The following is a 17,847-nucleotide window of genomic DNA, read 5'->3' as shown; positions in this document are numbered from 1 at the left end:
TCAGTTGATGGGAGCGAAACGCTGGACCATGACGCCTTCGACTTCGATCAGTTGAAAGAACACGTCTTTCGGCCGGGTCCAGACGGAACCGTCGGCGGCGCGATAGACGATCATCGGCGTCAGATCCGCTTCCAGCGTGGCTTCGCACACCAGTTCGTAAATGCCGCCTTTATAGTGCCGATAACGCATCGCCGTCCCCTCAAGCCGTTGAATCTTCGCTCTTGTCGTCGGCCAGTGCCTTCTGCTTCTGCTTCAGGCCCTGGATTACTTTCAGTATGCCTTCCATGCCGGCCGCGCCATCGGCGCCGCTGAAGGCGTCGAGCACCTCATTGAGCACCTTGTTGCGCACGGTCGCTTCATCGGAAGACATTTCCAGCGCGCGCTGGGCTTTCGCCGCCTTCTCGGCCGCGCTCACGCGCGGCTTGGCAGCCGTCTTGCCATGCGTCAAAGCAGCCTGCCAGATAACCCAGCGGCGCTGGGTCTCGAAAATCAGGTACTCATCCGGTTTATCTTCTCTTCGCCGCACAATGTGGCCGTCACGCTGCGCCCACGCTTCAAATGCAGTTCGCATTTTCTTCCTTTGCAAATGCTACGCGCAAGTCTCACTATTAAAACTGCAACATTTCAAAATAGTACCATCTATTGATGTCGCAAAACAGTCTCATAGATATAGTACTGCAATTTATATAACAAGTCTGGCGGTGCCAGAGACGGAATTGACACTCCGTCCCCGGCACAGTGGTCATGTAATCGGAATAGCAATTACAACTAATTACAACTGCTTCCTGTTCGGTTCTTCACTTGGCTGTAACAAAGCCGTATGACACAGTTGTTACACGGTGCCATTTTAGTAGTTTTTATCGCGTTTTAGCGAGAAACTTTACACCTTTGTCGCGTTAAACGGCGGGACGCATCCTGCCGCGCCAGCCACTTATGCCAAATCAAACATAGGGGTTGATCAATGATACACAAAAACATAATATTCATGCGCCACGATTGGTTAAGTATAAATATTTTATCCCTCCTCTTTTTCGCGGCCAGTCATTAAAGCCCATACCGGGCAAGCGGTGCAGGACGCCATCGACACGCATGCGGTAAGATTCGCGCCTATCGCCACCTATTCAAGCAAGGATTTTTCCCATGAAACTCGCCACCTGGAACGTCAACTCGCTCAAAGTGCGCCTGCCGCAAGTGCTGCAGTGGCTGACAGACAACCCGGTCGACATACTCTGCCTGCAAGAGACCAAGCTGACGGATGACAAGTTCCCCATCGCCGAGATCGAGGCGGCCGGCTACCAGGTGGTCTTCAGCGGCCAGAAAACGTACAACGGTGTGGCCATCCTGTCGAAGCTGCCGATCACCGACGTGGTCAAGAACAACCCGCGCTATGAAGATGCGCAGCAGCGCATCCTGGCCGCTACCATCGGCGGCGTGCGCGTCGTCTGCGCCTATGTGCCGAACGGCCAGAGCGTCGATTCGGACAAATACGAATACAAGCTGGGCTGGCTGGCCGCCCTGCACGACTGGCTGGCCGAAGAAGCGCAGCAGCACCCGCAACTGGCCGTCGTCGGCGACTACAATATCGCGCCCGACGACCGCGACGTGCACGATCCCGTCGCCTGGGCCGGCCAGGTGCTGGTCTCGGACAAGGAACGCGCCGCCTTGCAGCGCCTGTTCGACATCGGCCTGACGGACGCCTTCCGCCTGTTCGAGCAGGCCGACAAATCGTTCAGCTGGTGGGATTACCGCCAGCTGGGCTTCCGCCTGAACAAGGGCCTGCGCATCGACCATATCCTGCTCTCGCCCGCCCTCGCCGGCCGCTGCACGGCTTGCGTCATCGACCGCGTGCCCCGCAAGTGGGAACAGCCGTCCGACCACGCGCCCGTCATCGCCACCATCGATTAAACGCCGCGTCGCTCCAATAGTACTTGCGCGTTCACGGCAGGCACTGGCGCGGAAAACAGATAACCCTGCGCATAGCGGCAGCCGTTCGCCTGCAGCAGGGCGAACTGTTCTTCCGTTTCCACGCCCTCGGCCACGGCCGACAATTGCAGGCTGTCGGCCAGCGCGATGATGGCCGCCACGATGGCGCGGTCTTCCGCGCTGTGTTCGAGGTCCTTGATGAAGGCGCGGTCGATCTTGACCTTCTTCACGGGGAAGCGCTTCAGGTAGGCCAGGCTGGAATAGCCGGTGCCGAAGTCGTCGATCGACAGGCGCAGGCCCATGCCATTGATCTGCCGCAAAATCTCCAGCGTATGCTCGCCGTGCTGCATCAGCGCCGTTTCGGTGATCTCGAATTCCAGCAGCGCCGGATCGATGCCCGTTTCCCGCACCACGTCGCCGATGGCCGCCACCAGGCCCTTGTGCATGAACTGGCGCGGCGACAGATTCACCGCCAGCGGCACGGGCTGCAAGCCCTGGCGCTGCCAGGCCATGCTTTGCTCGCACGCCTGGCGCATGACCCATTCGCCCACCGGCACGATCAAGCCGTTTTCCTCCATGATGGGGATGAAGCGGTCAGGCAGCACCAGGCCATGGCCGGGACGGCGCCAGCGCAGCAGCACCTCCATGCCATGCAGGCGGCGCGTGGCGATATCGATGATGGGCTGGTAAAACAGTTCGAACTGCTGCAGCGCCAGCGCCGTGCGCAAGCTGCTTTCCAGATCAAAATGCAGGGCCGCAGCCTGGTTCATCGTCTGCGTGAAGAACTGGTAGTTGTTGCGGCCATTGCCCTTGGCGTGGTACATGGCCGCATCGGCATGGCGCATCAGCGCGTCGACGTCGCCGCCATCGTCCGGATACACGCAGATGCCGATCGACGGCGTGACGTGCAGCACATGGCTATCGAGCGGAAAAGCGGGCGTCAGCGCCTCGATGACCTTCTCGGCCACGCGCGCCGCCTCGTCGGTGTCGCGGATGCCCGGCACCAGCACGACGAATTCATCGCCGCCCAGGCGCGCCACCGTGTCGCTGGCGCGCACGGCGCGGCACAGCCGGGCAGCCACTTCCTTGAGCAGCAAATCGCCCGTCATGTGACCCAGCGAATCGTTGATCGTCTTGAAGCGATCGAGGTCGATGAACATCACGGCCAGCTTGCGCCCGGAGCGCTGCGAGGCCAGCATGGCCCGTTCCAGGCGGTCCGACAATAGTGCGCGGTTCGGCAAGCCCGTCAGGTTGTCGTGGTAGGCCATGTGATGCACGCGCGCCTCGGCCTGGCGCCGCTCGGCGATCTCGCCCTGCAGCAGCAGGTTGGCGCCGGCCAGTTCGGCCGTGCGTTCGTGCACGCGCAATTCCAGCTCGTCGCGCGCGCGGCGCACCGCCTCGGCCGCCTCGCGGCGCGCCGTCACGTCGTCGACCAGCCACACGGAACGGCCATGCGCATGCGCCAGGTCGAACGGCCGGCCGGACAGGCGCGCCCAGAAGCGGCTGCCATCCTTGCGCACCAGCTGGTATTCCGACATGTGCACACGCCCCGCCTCGAAGTCGCGCGCCGTCTCGCCGCGCGCCGCCTTCCACGCGGCCACGCCCGGGTACAGGGCCTGCACCGACAGGCCGTTGATCTCGCCCGATCCATAACCGAACAGCTCTTCCATCTTGCTGTTGGCGCGCAAATTGTAGCCGCCCTCCACCACCGAGATGCCCAGCACGGCGCTGTCGAGAATGGCCTGGTTTTCCAGCAGCGCATTGCGCAAGGATTCTTCGGCGCGCTTCGCTTCCGTGCGGTCTTCGATGATCCAGATGGTGCCGGCGGCGGGATCGTCCGGATTGACGACATAGGCGATCAGCTGCGCCCACAGAGTGCTGCCGTCGCGGCGCATCATCTCCACTTCCGTCTGAAACGGCTTGCCGACTGACAGGAAGGGAAACGCGGCCGCGCCCAATAAATCGTACGACTGCTGCGACACGTACAGCGCGCGCCCGGGCAAGCCCAGCGCCTCGTCGCCGCTGTAGCCGAACATCGCGGCAAAGCCCAGGTTGTAGCGCGTGATCTGGCGGTTCTTGGTGTACAGGATGCTCACCGAGGCATTCGTCATGATGGCCGCCACCTCCATCTGCGCCTGGCGGCTGGCCGTGATGTCTTCGAGTATCCAGATGGCGCCCTGCTCGCTGTGCGTCTGGTCGACGGCCTTGGCGCGGATGCGGCACCAGAACAGGCTGCCATCGCGGCGGCGGAACAGCGATTCATCCTGCTCGTACGGCAAGCCCTGTCCCAGCAGCGGCGTCGCTTGCACGCCAAACGCTTCGTAGGCGGCGGGCGAGGGAAAAAGTTCGGCGGCGGGCAGGCCCGTCATCTCCTCCTGCGCGTAGCCGAACATTTCGGCGAAGCGGGGGTTGCAGCGCAAGACCAGGCGCGAACGGGAAAACAGGATGCCGACGGACGCATTGTCGAGGATGGCCTGCTGCTCCAGCATCAGCTGGCGCGTGGCCTCCTCGGCCGCCTTCTGCGCGCTGCGGTCGTCAAACAGCCAGATCGTGTCGCGCAAGCCGCGGTCGGTCTGGCTCTCCGGGTTCAGCACATAGCCATACGCCAGCGCCCAGAAGGTGGAGCCGTCGCGCCGGCGCATCTCCATCTCGCCCTGGAACGGCTGGCCGCGCCGCAGCAGGGGCGACGCTTGCCGCACCACGTTCTCGTAAGCCGCGCGCGACGGGTACAAGTCGGCGACGGCCAGGCCCACGCCGCTGTCGCCATCAAAGCCGAAGCATTCGGCGAAGCGGCGGTTGTAGCGCAGTACGCCCTTGTCGCGCTGGAAGCCGATGGCCAGCGGCGCGTTGTCCATCACGGCCTGCATTTCCAGCATGGCGCGGCGCAGCTGGTCTTCGTCGCGCCGGTGGTCGCTGATGTCTTCGATGATCCAGACCGTGCCGTCATGGGTATTCAAGGGATCGACGGCGCGCCCGTGCAGGCGGCTCCAGAACAGCGTGCCATCCTGGCGCCGCAATTCCAGTTCGGTGCGGTATGGCTTGCCCTTCGAGAGCAGCGGCGCCGCTTCCAGCCCCAGGGCGCGGCAATGCTCGGCGGAGCGGTACAGCACCGCGCCCGGCATGCCCGTCAGCTGGTGGCGCGCATAGCCGAGCATCTCGGCGGCGCGGATATTGCACTCCTCGATGAAGCCGCCCTTGGAAAAGACGATGCCGACGGCCGCGCTTTCCAGGATCGCCTGCTGTTCCAGCAAGGTCTTGCGCAAGGCTTGCTGGTCGCGCTGCTGCACGCGGATGTCGGCAAACACGAGGGTCGCACCGGGCAAGCCATCGTCCACCAGCAGCGGCCTGGACCAGACCTGCACGGCGATGGCGCCCGATACCCCTTGCAGGCTGCTGTCCCACTGCCGCTCGCGCCCGGCCGCACCGAGCGCGCCGCGCAGCATGCTCGTGCTCGACGCGCGGTAGGCGTCCGTAAAGCAATCGGCCAGCAGCCGACCCGCGATATCCGTGCCCAGCAAGGCCTGCAAGGCGCCATTCGCCGCCACCACCATGCCGCAGGCATCGCAGGCACAGGCCGGCAAGGCGATCAGCTGCAAGGCATCGGCAATGAAATCGGGACTGGTGGGGACGCGGTTCATGGACACCATGGGACGGTTAGGGACGAGATAAACATGCGCTTGGGAAAATATTCTTCCAAGCATCATGGTGCTGCTAGATCATAAACCAGTTTCCACGGGTTTTTTCATATTCCTTATTGGCAATATCTGAAACGCCACAGACCACTTGCAACACGATCGTTGCAACGGCGTTGCATGGCAAGAAAATGAAACAAATCGTTTAGAATAAAGCATGCGCCGCCCTCCCCAACCTCCGCTCGACCACCGCGACAAACCCGTCATCTGGACCGTCTCCGTCTCGCGGCTGTTCGACCTGTTCCGCGACATCACGCTCGAATACGACGACCTGGCGACGATCGAACCGATCAACCTCGGTTTCGACGACGCCGTGCGCCACATCCGCGAACGCATGGCCACCGAGCGCTGCGACGCCGTCATCGCGGCCGGCTCGAACGGCGCCTACCTGAAAGGCCGGCTGTCGGTCCCCGTCATCATCGCCAAGGCCAGCGGCTACGACGTGATGCAGGCGCTGGCGCGCGCGCGGCGCATCTCGCCGCACATTGGCGTCGTCACCTACCAGGACCCGATGCCGGAACTGGCCGAATTTGCCGCCACCTTCGGCTTCCAGATCGCGCAGCGCACCTACGCCACCGAGGAAGACGCGCGCGCGCAAATCAATGAACTCAAGGCGGCGGGCGTCAAAGCCGTCGTCGGCGCGGGCCTCGTCACCGACCTGGCCGAAGAAGCCGGGCTGGCCGCCGTCTTCGTGTATTCGGCCACGGCCATCCGGCGCGCCTTCGACGACGCGCTGGAACTGGCGCGCCTGACGCAGATCGAATCGACCCGGGGACGCCGCGCGGTGGTGGCCGACACCTTGCGCGCGCGCCACGGCCTGCACGACCTGCGCGGCGAATCGGAAGCGATGGAAGCGCTGCGCCAGTCGGTGGTGCTGTATGCGCGCTCGCCGGCGACGGTGCTGATCCAGGGCGAGACGGGCAGCGGCAAGGAACTGGTGGCGCAGGCGATCCACCGTGAAAGCCCGCGCAGCCTGGGCGCGAACCGGCCCTTCATCGCCATCAATTGCGGCGCCATCGCCGAATCCCTGCTGGAATCGGAACTCTTCGGCCACGAGGACGGCGCCTTCACGGGCGCGCGCCGCGGCGGCCATGCGGGCCTGTTCGAAGCGGCCAACCACGGCACCCTGTTCCTCGACGAAATCGGCGAAATGCCGCTGGCCCTGCAAACGCGCTTGCTGCGCGTGCTGGAAGAGCGCGAAGTGGTGCGCGTGGGCGGCACACGGCCCATCGCCATCAATGTGCGCATCATCAGCGCCACGCATTGCGACCTGGAGCAGCGCATCCGCGAAGGCCGCTTCCGCGCCGACCTGTTCTACCGCCTGGCCGTGCTGCGCCTGCATTTGCCCGCCTTGCGCGAACGCGCCAGCGATATTCCCGGCCTGGCCGAATGGTCGCTGAAAAACGCGCTGGCCGCGCTGGGCGCCCGTCCGCACCCCAATCTGCACGCGGAAATCCAGGCGTGCGCGCCGCTGCTGCGCCGCTACGACTGGCCCGGCAACGTGCGCGAACTGCGCAACCTGGCCGAGCGCCTGGCCCTGTTCCTGGCCGCCGAACCGCTGCAGGCGCTGACACCCGCCTTCGTGCTGGGCGTGGCGCCGGAACTGGCCAGCGCTGCCGGCGCGGCGGTGCCACTGGCGCAGGCTACCGCCGCTGTCACCGCCGCGCCGCGCCTGGAAGACGAAAGCGCCAGCGCCGTGCTGGCGCGCTTCGGCGGGCGCCGCGACGCCGCCGCCCACTACCTCGGCATCAGCCGCACCACCCTGTGGCGGCGCCTGCGCAGCGGCTGACTTTTCAACCATACCCCAAACACCATGGACGACTGGCCTCATTTGCACGAATTATGGCAACGCTGCACGGGACACGCTGGCGCGAGCGGGAACCTGGGACTGGCGCGCGACCACCAGGACATCAAGGCGCTGTACGCGCGCGGCATTTCCATGGAAGACGCCATGCAGTTCCTGTTCCAGCAGCGCCCTACCCTGGCAGCTTTCCAGGCGTGGCTGGCTAGCCGCACGCGCGTGCGCCCGGCGCACGCCGCCAGCGCGCACCAGGACGTGTTGTCCGCCGCCGAGCTGCGCCATTTCGAGGAGCACGGCTATCTGGTGCTGCGCGGCGCCGTGCCGCGCGCGCAGTGCGAGGCAGCCCGGGCAGCCATCTGGGACTATCTGGACGCCAGTGCCGATGATGCCGCGTCGTGGTACCGGCCGCACCCGGGCAAGCGGGGCCTGATGCTGCAGTTTTCCGACCATCCGGCCCTTGAGGAAAACCGGCACAACGCGCACATCCGCCATGCCTGTCAGCAGCTATATGACACCGGCATCGGCACTGGCGCCGGCATCTACGCCAGCATCGACAAGGTCAGCTTCAATCCGCCGCAAACGCCGCAGCACAGCTTCCCTGGCAGCGCCCTGCACTGGGACGTCAGCCTGCAACTGCCGATTCCCTTCAAGCTGCAAGGCATGCTGTACCTGAGCGACTGTCCCGCGCAGCACGGCGCCTTTCACTGCGTGCCAGGCTTCCAGCACCACATGGCCGACTGGCTGCGGCAAGTGCCGCCGGGGCGCCAGCCGCGCGAATGGGCCGTCGACAATTTGCGGCCCGTGCCCGTCGAAGGCATGGCCGGCGATTTCATCATCTGGCACCAGGCCCTGCCCCACTGCGCCACGCCCAACCGCGGCCCGGCGCCGCGCATGGTGCAGTACCTGACCTACCTTCCCGACCATTGCCAGGACCAGGATGTGTGGATATGAACCGCTCATCCCGCCCTGCCGCCGTTCATCCCGCGGCGCTGGCAGCCGCACGCCTGTGCCGCTAGCATGGTCGTCAAGGAGGAGTACCCCATGAAACGAACACTGCAAACCTTGATCTTATCTAGTGCCCTGCTGGCGGCAGGCGCCAGCCAGGCCGCCGCCCCCAAGGCCTTCACGGTCGAAGTCACCGGACAAGGCCGCCCGCTGATCCTGATTCCCGGCCTCGCATCGTCGGGCGAAGTGTGGCAAGGCACGGTGGCGCGCCTGTGCGGCCCACAAGCCGCGCGCCAATGCCACGTGCTGACACTGGCCGGCTTTGCCGGCGCGGCGCCCATCGAAGGCGACTTGCTGGCGCAGGCGGAGCAGCAACTGGCCGACTACATCGGCAACCAAAAACTGGGCCAGCCGGCCATCATCGGGCATAGCCTGGGCGGCTTCCTGGCCCTGAAAATGGCCATCGACCATCCGGCGCAAACAGGCAAGCTGGTGATCGTCGACTCGCTGCCGGCGCTGGGCGCGACGCAGCTGCCCTCCATCACACCGCCGCAGCTGCAAGCCATGGCGACGCAGATGCAATCGGCCATGCGCGCGCAGGATGGCGCCACCTACGCCGCCAGCCAGCGCCGCGCCGTGACCAGCATGGCCAGCGCGCCGGCCGACGTGGAGCGCATCATCGGCTGGGGCCAGCGCTCGGACCGCGAGACGGTGATCAAGGCCATGGGCACCCTGATGGCCAGCGACCTGCGCCAGGATGTGGCGAAAGTGCGGTCGCCGACCCTGGTGCTGGGCACCTGGATCGCCTACAAGGACTTTGCGCCGCGCGCCGCCATCGAGGCTACCTTCCAGCAGCAGTATGCACAGCTGCCCGGCGTACAAGTCGCACTGGCCGACACGGCGCGCCACTTCATCATGTACGACCAGCCGGACTGGATGCATGCGCGCATCGAACAGTTCCTGGACTAGGCGATGAACACGCCCTTGCAACGGCCGCTGCTGGCCAGGATCAACTGGTACTGGACCTTCCAGCTGGCCGGCTGGGGCGCGCTCACCCTGTTCAACAGCGTGTATGGCGGCTCCACGCAGCTGCGCATCGTCGTGACGATTGCCGGCTGGGGCTCGCTGGGCGGGCTGCTGCTGTCGCACCTGTGGCATGGCGTCCTGCAGCGGCGCGGCTGGGCGGCCAACGGTCTGCGCTGGACACGCATCGTGCCATCGCTGATCGTGCTGGCCGCCATCCAGACGGCCAGCGTGGCGAGCGCCTTCCACGTCATGTATCCGCCGCACACCATTCGCGGCATCGCCTGGCTGCCCGGCGCCCTGCTGTTCTGGTTCGGGGTATTCCTGACCTGGACGGTGTTCTACTTCACCGCGCTGTCGCTGCGCCGCGCCAGCCGCTTCGAGGCCGAGGCGCTGCGCCTGGAAGTGCTGGCCAAGGACGCTCAGTTGCGCGCCCTGCAGGCGCAAGTCAATCCGCATTTCTTCTTCAACAGCCTCAATAGCGTGCGCGCACTGATCTTCGAAGACCGCGAAGCGGCCGCGCACATGATCGACCAGCTGGCCGGCCTGATGCGCCACGCGCTGCAGTCCAGCCAGCACGCCACGGTGCCGCTGACGGCCGAACTGGATGCCGTGCGCGCCTACCTGGCCATCGAACAGAGTCGCTTCGAGGAACGCCTGCGCGTCAGCTTCGACATCCTCCCCGGCCTGGAGCACGCGCACGTGCCGCCCATGGCCCTGCAAACGCTGGTGGAAAACGCCGTCAAATACGGCGTCGAAGCGAGCGCCGAGGGCGGCGACATCCGCATCGCGGCGCGGCGCGGCGCCGACACGGACATGCTGCGGATCGAGGTGGCCAATACGGGTGAGCTGCGCGGCGCATCCGGCTCCACCGGCATCGGCCTGCGCAATGCGCGCCAGCGCCTGCAGCTGGCCTGCGGCGAGCGCGCCAGCCTGGAACTGCGCCAGCAGGCGGGCTGGGTATATGCCACCATCGACTTGCCGGAGCCGGCATGAACGGATCGCCGCTGAAGGTAATGCTGGTCGATGACGAGCGCCTGGCGCGCGCCGAGCTGCGAAGGCTGCTGGCGCCGCATGTGCAGCAAGGCGCCGTGGAGATCGTGGGCGAGGCGGCCAGCGCGGCCGATGCCGTCGCGCAGATCGGCAAGCTGCGCCCCGACCTGCTGCTGCTCGACGTGCAGATGCCGGGCGGCTCCGGCTTCGACCTGCTTGCCGCGCTCGATGATGCGCCGGACGTCATCTTTTGCACGGCCTTCGACCAGTACGCGCTGCAGGCGTTCGAGGTCAGCGCCCTCGACTACCTGCAAAAACCCGTGCAGGCGGCGCGCCTGGCCACAGCGCTGGTGCGCGCCGGCGCGCGGGCGCAAGCCGTGCCGCCGCCCGCGCCGCGCAAAGTCTTCATCAAGGATGGGGAGCGCTGCTGGTTCGTGGCGTTTGACGATATCCGCCTGCTGGAATCGGAAGGCAACTACACGCGCGTGCATTTCGGCGCACAGCGGCCGCTGATGCTGCGCACCCTGAACCAGCTGGAAGAAAAGCTCGATCCTGCCCTGTTCCTGCGCGCCAACCGGCGCCAGATCGTCAACCTGGCGCAGGTGGCGCGGCTGGCGCCAAATGCCGCCGATGGCCTAGCCCTGCACCTGCAGGACGGCAGCGTGGTCGAGGTGTCGCGCCGCCGCGCGCAGCAGTTCAAGGCCGCCTGCGGCCTGTAGCGGAACTACTTCAGCGCGGGAATCGGCTGCGCCTGGAAAGCGGGGCGCGGCTGCTCCTTGAGCTTTTTCGCCAGCATGTCGAGCGCCACTTCCAGCTGGCGGTCGGCGCCATTGAAGGTGGCGTGCGGCGGGTTTTCCACCTCGACGTCCGGCACCACGCCCACGCCTTCGATCAGCCACTGGCCGTCGATGCCGAACTGGCCGTTTTCCGCCACGCGCGCCATGCCGTTGTCGGCCAGGCGCGTATTGTCGCTGAGCCAGACGCCGGCGCCGGCCGTGCGCTTGCCCACCAGCGGCGCCAGTTTCAATGCCTTGATGCCGGCGGCAAAAGTCTCGCCATCCGAATACGTGAGTTCATCGACCAGCACCACCAAATGGCCGCGGAAAGTGTTCTGCATGTTCGACGACGGCTGCACACCCGGCGGCGCCCAGTAGGCCCAGGCCTTGCGCAGCAGCTTTTCGATGATCCAGCTGTCGATATTGCCGCCGTTATTGCGCCGCACGTCGATGATCAAGCCTTCGCGGTTGATGTTGGCGTAAAAGTCGCGCGCGAACGAGGCGATGTCATTGGCGCCCATGGCGCGCAGATGCAGGTAGCCGATGCGCCCCTGCGAAGCGGCCGCCACCTGCTCGGCGCGGCTCAATTCCCAGTCGCCATAACGCAGCGCCGTCTGTTTCGCCATGTTCACGGGCGTGACGATGACGGCGCGCGGCCCGCCCCCTTTTCCATTACTCCGTTTGACCTGCAGCAGCACCTGCTTGTCGGCCTGGTTCAACAGCAGGTCGCTGATGTCGCGCGCGGCCAGCACGTCCTTGCCGTTGACTGCCGTGATCACGTCGCCCGCCTTCACGTCCACGTCGGGGCGCGACAGCGGCGCGCGCGCCGAGGGCAATTCCGCTTCGCTGCGGTAGACATGTTCGACCCGGTAGCCCTCGCCGGTGCGCGCCAGCACGGCACCGAGGCCCGCCGGCGTGCCTTCCTGCTCCGTGCGGCGCAATTCGCCGGGACGTATCTGCGAATGCAGGGCGCCCACTTCGGCCACCATCATGCCGAGTACATCATTGAGTTCGGCACGGTCCGTGACCCGCTCGACCAGCGGCGCATATTTGTCGCGCGCCGCCTTCCAGTTCACGCCGCGCATCTTCGCGTCGTACAGGAAGTCGCGGTGCAAACGCCACGCATCGTTGAACATCTGCTTCCATTCCAGGCGCGGATTCGACACGAACGTCCAGTCGTCGACCTTGACCTTGGCCTTCGACAGGTCCGCCGGCAGCTTGGCGCCCGCCTCGATCACCAGCATCTCGCCCGGCCCGGTGGCGGCCGCAGTACGGTAATACAGATGCTTTTTATCCTGCGCCAGGTCGAATTCGCGCACATTGGCCACCAGCAGTTCCGGCTTGGAGCCGGTATTGCCAATCGCCAAGGTCTTCAGGCTGGACTTGTTCTCGCCACTTTCCCGTTCCAGGAAATACAGGCGCTTGTCGTCAGCGGCCAGCGCGCTGTAATTGCCCGCCGCCAGCGGCACTTCATACAGGCGCTCGGCCAGGCCCTGGCTGACGATGGCAGGCAAGGCGGCTGGCGCCTTTTTCACGGCGCCCTTGCCGCCGGCCTTTTCCAATGCTTTTTCCGCCGCCTGTTCGGCCGCCTTTTCACCATCCGTCTCGGCCGGTTTCACTCCCGGACGGCTCAGCTCATCGTCGGGCTGGAACGGGAAACGATTGCCCGGCTGCAGCGCCAGCGCATATACGCCGATGCGCTTGTCGAACACGGGGCCCATGTTGCGATCACCCCACGGCGAGCCGTTGGCCAGCTGGAAATTGCGCGCCGACATGAAATACAACCACTTGCCGTCGGGCGAAAACACGGGCGAACCGGACGTATAACGGTCGCTGGTGACGAATTGCAACTGCTTCGACGCGAGGTTGTACAGGCCGATCTGCTCGCGCTGCTCGTTGCTGGCCACGCGCACGATGGCCAGGTTATGGCTGTCGGGCGACCATTGCACTTCGTCATGCTTGTCCACGCCCGCCTTGCCCGCGTCGTCGATCAGCTGGTTGCCCCTGGTCGCCAGGTCCAGCAGCCAGAAACGGCCCTTTTTGTCCGTGTGCGCCAGCCAGCGCCCGTCCGGCGATGGATACAGTTTCCAGCGATGGTTATCTCCCTGCGTCGTCAGCTGCTCGCCCTTGCCCGAGCCATCGGCGGCGTACTTCCAGATCTCATTCTCGCCGCTCGTGTCGACGATGGCGAAGACGGATTTCTCGTCGCTGGAAAAGACGGCGTCGCGCGCCCGCGCCCCTTCGGGAATGGCGATATCGACTCGGCGCAAACTGCCCGTGCCGGCGATGCTGACCTTGCCGCGGGCGGTGAGGATGATGCGCTCATCCTTGCCCGACACCTGCACATTGGAGAGGGTGTCCAGTGGCGAGCGGATCTGGCGCGCGCGCTGCTGGTCGAAGTCGGACACGAGGCTGATCGGCAATGGCGACGAGTCCGTCCCTGCCGCCAGGTCCAGCACTTGCAGGTCCGCACCCAGTTGATACACGATCTTGCCGTCGCCCAGCTGCGCATTGCGCACGTCCCACTGCGTGTGGGTCGTCAAGGCGCGGCGGTCGGAGCCGTCCGGCAGCATGCTCCACAGATTGTCGCTGCCGCCCTCGTCGCTGATGTAATAGACTCTACCTTGCCACCACATGGGGCGCTTGTTGTTGCCCGTCAACACGGCAGGCTCCGCATGCATGCGCACGGCCTCGCCCTTGCCATCGAGGTCATAGCGCCACAGGGTCGCATGCGCGCCGCCCCGGTAGTTGCGCACATTGTCGTTGGTCATGGCCAGGCCAAAACGCGTGAAGAACAGCGTCTTGCCAGAGTCGTCGAGCACGGCGTCGTTGGCGTCGGCCACGGGAAACACGCGGCGCGTCTGTTTCACGGGATCGATGGCGGCGACGATGCGGCGCGAAGCGGGGCCATCCGTATTTTGCGTGCTGACCAGCACCTCGCCCTGCGCCGTCCAGCCCAGCACCAGCACGCCGCCATTGTCATACGAAATACGGCGCGGCAAGCCGCCGGCCAGCGGCATCACATACGCTTCCTGCGCCCCTTCGTAGGCGGCGGAAAAGGCAATCCACTGGCCGTCGCGCGAAATCGCCGCGTTCGTTTCATAGCCGGGATGCGTGGTCAGGCGCTGCGCCGCGCCACCGCGCAGATTGCTTTTCCACAAATCGCCTTCGGCCGTGAAGACGACGGTATCGCCGCGCACGGCGGGAAAGCGGAAATAGCTGCCGGCAGGCGCGGCGGCAACAGCGGCAGCGGCGGCGTTACCCAGCAAGCCGGCGGAAAACAACAGGAAGGCGAGAGTACGGGAAATTTTCATGTGGACATCCAGATGGCGGTCAGGCGGTATGGACACCATGTCGATACCGGATAGCAATTCTGGCATAACTATGACCAAAGAAAACCTTCTTAAAACCTTCTTTATTGCCCATAAAAACGAAAAAAACCCGCGCCACTTGCGTGGGCGGGTTTTTCGTTGACTGCAGGAAGCTTATTCCACTTCCACCGTTTCCGGTGCTGCCGTCGGCGCCGCGTCTGGCGGTTCCGGGAATTCCAGCAAGACCTGGTCCTTGTCGTCAAGGTCGACCGTGACACGTCCACCGGTGACCAGGCGGCCGAACAACAGTTCGTCGGCCAGGGCCTTGCGGATCATGTCCTGGATCAAACGTGCCATCGGACGCGCCCCCATGAGCGGATCGAAACCTTTCTTGCCGAGGAAAGCACGCAGCTTCTCGGTAAACACGGCTTCGACCTTTTTCTCGTGCAACTGCTCTTCCAGCTGCATCAGGAACTTGTCGACCACGCGCAGGATGATTTCCTGGTCCAGCGAGCGGAAGCTGATGGTCGCGTCGATGCGGTTGCGGAACTCCGGCGTAAACATGCGCTTGATGTCGGCCATCTCGTCGCCAGCCTGCTTCGAGTTGGTGAAGCCGATCGACGTCTTTTGCAAGCTTTCCGCGCCCGCATTGGTCGTCATGATGATGATCACGTTGCGGAAATCGGCTTTGCGGCCATTGTTGTCCGTCAAGGTGCCGTGATCCATCACTTGCAGCAGGATATTGAAAATGTCCGGATGGGCTTTTTCAATTTCATCGAGCAGCAAGACCGCATGCGGCTTCTTGGTGATCGCTTCCGTCAGCAAGCCGCCCTGGTCGAAACCAACATAGCCCGGCGGCGCACCGATCAGGCGCGACACGGCATGGCGTTCCATGTATTCCGACATGTCGAAACGGATCAGCTCGATACCGAGGATGAAAGCCAGCTGTTTCGCCACTTCGGTCTTGCCGACGCCGGTCGGACCGGAGAACAGGAAGGAACCGATCGGCTTGTCCGTCTTGCCCAGGCCCGCACGCGCCATCTTGATGGCCGACGCCAGCGCGTCGATGGCGGGATCTTGCCCGAACACGACATTGCGCAAGTCGCGGTCGATCGTCTGCAGCTTGCTGCGGTCGTCCTGGTTGACCGTTTGCGGCGGAATGCGCGCGATCTTGGCGATGATGTCCTCGATCTCGGCCTTGCCGATGGTTTTCTTTTGCTTCGACTTCGGCAGGATGCGCTGCGCCGCGCCCGCTTCATCGATGACGTCGATCGCCTTGTCGGGCAGATGGCGGTCGTTGATGAAGCGCGCCGCCAGTTCGGCCGCCGTCGACAGGGCCGAGGCCGAGTATTTCACGCCATGGTGCTCTTCGAAGCGCGATTTGAGGCCGCGCAAGATTTGCACGGTTTGCTCGACGGTCGGCTCGTTGACGTCCACTTTCTGGAAGCGGCGGGAGAGCGCATGGTCTTTCTCGAACACGCCGCGGAATTCCGTGTACGTGGTCGCGCCGATGCATTTCAATTGACCATTCGCCAGTGCCGGTTTCAGCAGGTTGGACGCATCGAGGGTGCCGCCCGACGCCGAACCCGCACCGATGATGGTGTGGATTTCGTCGATGAACAGGATGCCGTTCGGATTGTCCTTCAGCTGCTTTAGCACAGCCTTCAGGCGCTGTTCGAAGTCGCCGCGGTATTTGGTACCGGCCAGCAAGGCGCCCATGTCCAGCGAATACACGACGGCATTCTGCAGGATTTCCGGCACATCGCTTTGCGTGATGCGGTAAGCGAGGCCTTCGGCGATGGCCGTCTTGCCCACGCCCGCCTCGCCGACCAGCAGCGGATTGTTCTTGCGGCGACGGCACAGGATCTGGATCACGCGGTCGACTTCTTCCTCGCGCCCGATCAGCGGGTCGATCTTGCCTTCGGCAGCGGCCTTGTTCAGGTTTTGCGTGAACTGGTCGAGCGGACTTTCCTTCGGCTGGCCATCGACGGGCGCTTCTTCCACGCCTTCGGAGGCTTTCGCGCTTTCCGTCGACTGGTCCTTGCGCACGCCGTGCGAAATGAAATTGACCACGTCCAGGCGCGTCACGCCCTGCTGGTGCAGGTAGTAGACCGCATGCGAATCCTTTTCGCCGAAGATGGCCACCAGCACATTGGCGCCCGTGACTTCCTTCTTGCCATTCGAGGCGGACTGGACGTGCATGATGGCACGCTGGATCACGCGCTGGAAACCAAGCGTCGGCTGGGTGTCGACTTCGCCCGTGCCAGGCACGGTCGGCGTGTTATCGCCGATGAAATTGGTGAGGGTCTTGCGCAGGTCCTCTATATTGACCGCGCAGGCACGCAACACCTCGGCAGCGGAGGGATTGTCCAGCAGTGCCAGCAGTAAATGCTCAACCGTGATGAATTCGTGCCGTGCCTGCCGAGCTTCGACAAACGCCATGTGCAAACTTACTTCTAATTCCTGCGCAATCATACTTCCTCCATCACGCACTGCAGGGGGTGCCCCGCCTTGCGCGCATGCGTTAAAACGAACTCCACTTTGGTACACGCTATATCTTTAGAGAACACGCCGCACACTCCTTTGCCGTAGCGATGAACACTGAGCATGATTTGCGTCGCCGTTTCACGGTCCTTGTTGAAATACTCCTGAATGATGGCCACCACGAATTCCATCGGGGTGTAGTCGTCATTGAGCAAGGCTACCTGGTAGAGCGGTGGCGGCTTCAGCACTTGCCGCTCCAGCAGGGTTTCTGTGTCGTGCTTGGTTGCCATACGCTTATTCTAATGCTTTCACAGTGGTTGTCATGCGCAATATCTACGCCTTTCCAATTGTTTTCAATCTTACGCGTTTTCTTAATAGTGCGCAGATGGCGACCTTGCCGTCAAAATCAAGAGTTGCTTTTTTGGTTGCCGTGAAGAATTTGGCAATATCGATGGAAAAGCGCTTGACTTCATTATTTATTCCGCCAACAATGCTGTATCGACTGTTGCAGTAATGTACAGCTTGATAAGAAGTGAGACGTCGAGGAGGGGGCAAGAAGCTTCTTGCTTTTATGGCTCGTGTGATTTGTTTTAATTTTGAAAGTTCTTTTTATGGCAACAGGTACAGTTAAGTGGTTCAATGATTCCAAAGGTTTTGGCTTCATCACTCCAGATGATGGCGGCGAAGATTTGTTTGCTCATTTCTCCGCAATCAACATGAACGGTTTCAAGACCCTCAAAGAAGGTCAAAAAGTTCAATTCGAAGTCACGCAAGGCCCTAAAGGCAAGCAAGCTTCCAACATCCAAGCAGCCTAAGCATCGCCGGCCCTCAGATGTGAAAAACCCCGTTTCCTTGAAGCGGGGTTTTTTTTTGCCCGCAGGGTGCGCAACACCCTGCCC

The 17,847-nt window shown here is 63.7% G+C and carries 13 protein-coding genes; 7 read left to right on the top strand and 6 right to left on the bottom strand.

The window, feature by feature from the left end:
* Together FG13_RS26510 and FG13_RS26505 are read right to left on the bottom strand one after the other, a co-directional pair.
* Complete coding sequence (locus FG13_RS26510; protein WP_035825902.1) at positions 1–189, bottom strand: DUF1653 domain-containing protein; 189 nt, start codon at positions 187–189, stop codon at positions 1–3.
* 10 nt (positions 190–199) lie between these two features.
* Positions 200–571 (bottom strand): hypothetical protein, encoded by a 372-nt coding sequence (locus FG13_RS26505; RefSeq protein ID WP_034751548.1) that lies wholly within the window; start codon positions 569–571, stop codon positions 200–202.
* 569 nt (positions 572–1,140) lie between these two features.
* On the opposite strand from FG13_RS26505, the gene xth reads away from it, so the two are divergent.
* On the top strand, positions 1,141–1,905 hold the full coding sequence (gene xth / locus FG13_RS26500; RefSeq protein WP_035825900.1) for an exodeoxyribonuclease III: 765 nt from the start codon (positions 1,141–1,143) through the stop codon (positions 1,903–1,905).
* Here the strand turns inward: xth and FG13_RS26495 are convergent.
* A complete protein-coding gene (locus tag FG13_RS26495; RefSeq protein WP_035828831.1) occupies positions 1,902–5,561 on the bottom strand; it encodes a sensor domain-containing protein in 3,660 nt (1,219 codons plus the stop codon). The two genes, xth and FG13_RS26495, sit on opposite strands and share 4 nt — an antisense overlap.
* A 211-nt stretch (positions 5,562–5,772) precedes the next feature.
* Here FG13_RS26495 and prpR point away from each other — a divergent pair, with 211 nt between their 5' ends.
* The 5 genes from prpR (at position 5,773) to FG13_RS26470 (ending at position 11,096) form a co-directional block, all read left to right on the top strand.
* Entirely contained in the window at positions 5,773–7,404 is a 1,632-nt protein-coding gene (prpR, locus tag FG13_RS26490; RefSeq protein ID WP_035825897.1) for a propionate catabolism operon regulatory protein PrpR, read from the top strand.
* Positions 7,405–7,428: 24 nt separating this feature from the next.
* Positions 7,429–8,367 (top strand): phytanoyl-CoA dioxygenase family protein, encoded by a 939-nt coding sequence (locus tag FG13_RS26485; RefSeq protein WP_035825895.1) that lies wholly within the window; start codon positions 7,429–7,431, stop codon positions 8,365–8,367.
* A gap of 90 nt (positions 8,368–8,457) precedes the next feature.
* Positions 8,458–9,330 (top strand): alpha/beta fold hydrolase, encoded by an 873-nt coding sequence (locus FG13_RS26480; protein WP_035825892.1) that lies wholly within the window; start codon positions 8,458–8,460, stop codon positions 9,328–9,330.
* A gap of 3 nt (positions 9,331–9,333) precedes the next feature.
* Positions 9,334–10,380, top strand: coding sequence for a sensor histidine kinase (locus FG13_RS26475; RefSeq protein ID WP_035825889.1), 1,047 nt, complete (start codon positions 9,334–9,336; stop codon positions 10,378–10,380).
* A complete protein-coding gene (locus tag FG13_RS26470; RefSeq protein ID WP_200880317.1) occupies positions 10,377–11,096 on the top strand; it encodes a LytR/AlgR family response regulator transcription factor in 720 nt (239 codons plus the stop codon). The genes FG13_RS26475 and FG13_RS26470 overlap by 4 nt, the downstream gene beginning before the upstream one ends.
* A 5-nt stretch (positions 11,097–11,101) precedes the next feature.
* Here FG13_RS26470 and FG13_RS26465 read toward each other — a convergent pair whose 3' ends face one another.
* The 3 genes from FG13_RS26465 to clpS all read right to left on the bottom strand — a co-directional run bounded on the left by FG13_RS26465 (position 11,102) and on the right by clpS (position 17,238).
* A complete protein-coding gene (locus FG13_RS26465; RefSeq protein ID WP_035825886.1) occupies positions 11,102–14,467 on the bottom strand; it encodes a S41 family peptidase in 3,366 nt (1,121 codons plus the stop codon).
* A 171-nt stretch (positions 14,468–14,638) separates the two neighbouring features.
* Positions 14,639–16,939, bottom strand: a complete 2,301-nt coding sequence (clpA, locus tag FG13_RS26460) for an ATP-dependent Clp protease ATP-binding subunit ClpA (RefSeq protein WP_035825884.1) — start codon at positions 16,937–16,939, stop codon at positions 14,639–14,641.
* A complete protein-coding gene (clpS, locus tag FG13_RS26455; RefSeq protein ID WP_034751577.1) occupies positions 16,936–17,238 on the bottom strand; it encodes an ATP-dependent Clp protease adapter ClpS in 303 nt (100 codons plus the stop codon). Before clpS ends, clpA begins: the two co-directional genes overlap by 4 nt.
* A 321-nt stretch (positions 17,239–17,559) precedes the next feature.
* On the opposite strand from clpS, the gene cspE reads away from it, so the two are divergent.
* Positions 17,560–17,763 carry a transcription antiterminator/RNA stability regulator CspE gene (gene cspE / locus FG13_RS26450; protein ID WP_010395943.1) on the top strand — a complete coding sequence of 68 codons (204 nt, stop codon included), beginning with the start codon at positions 17,560–17,562 and terminating at the stop codon, positions 17,761–17,763.
* Positions 17,764–17,847 lie beyond the last annotated feature (84 nt).

Source organism: Janthinobacterium sp. RA13, assembly GCF_000745325.1.
GTDB lineage: Bacteria > Pseudomonadota > Gammaproteobacteria > Burkholderiales > Burkholderiaceae_D > Janthinobacterium > Janthinobacterium rivuli.
Note: the sequence above shows the minus strand (reverse complement) of the source record. Positions and strands in the feature narration are given on the sequence as shown.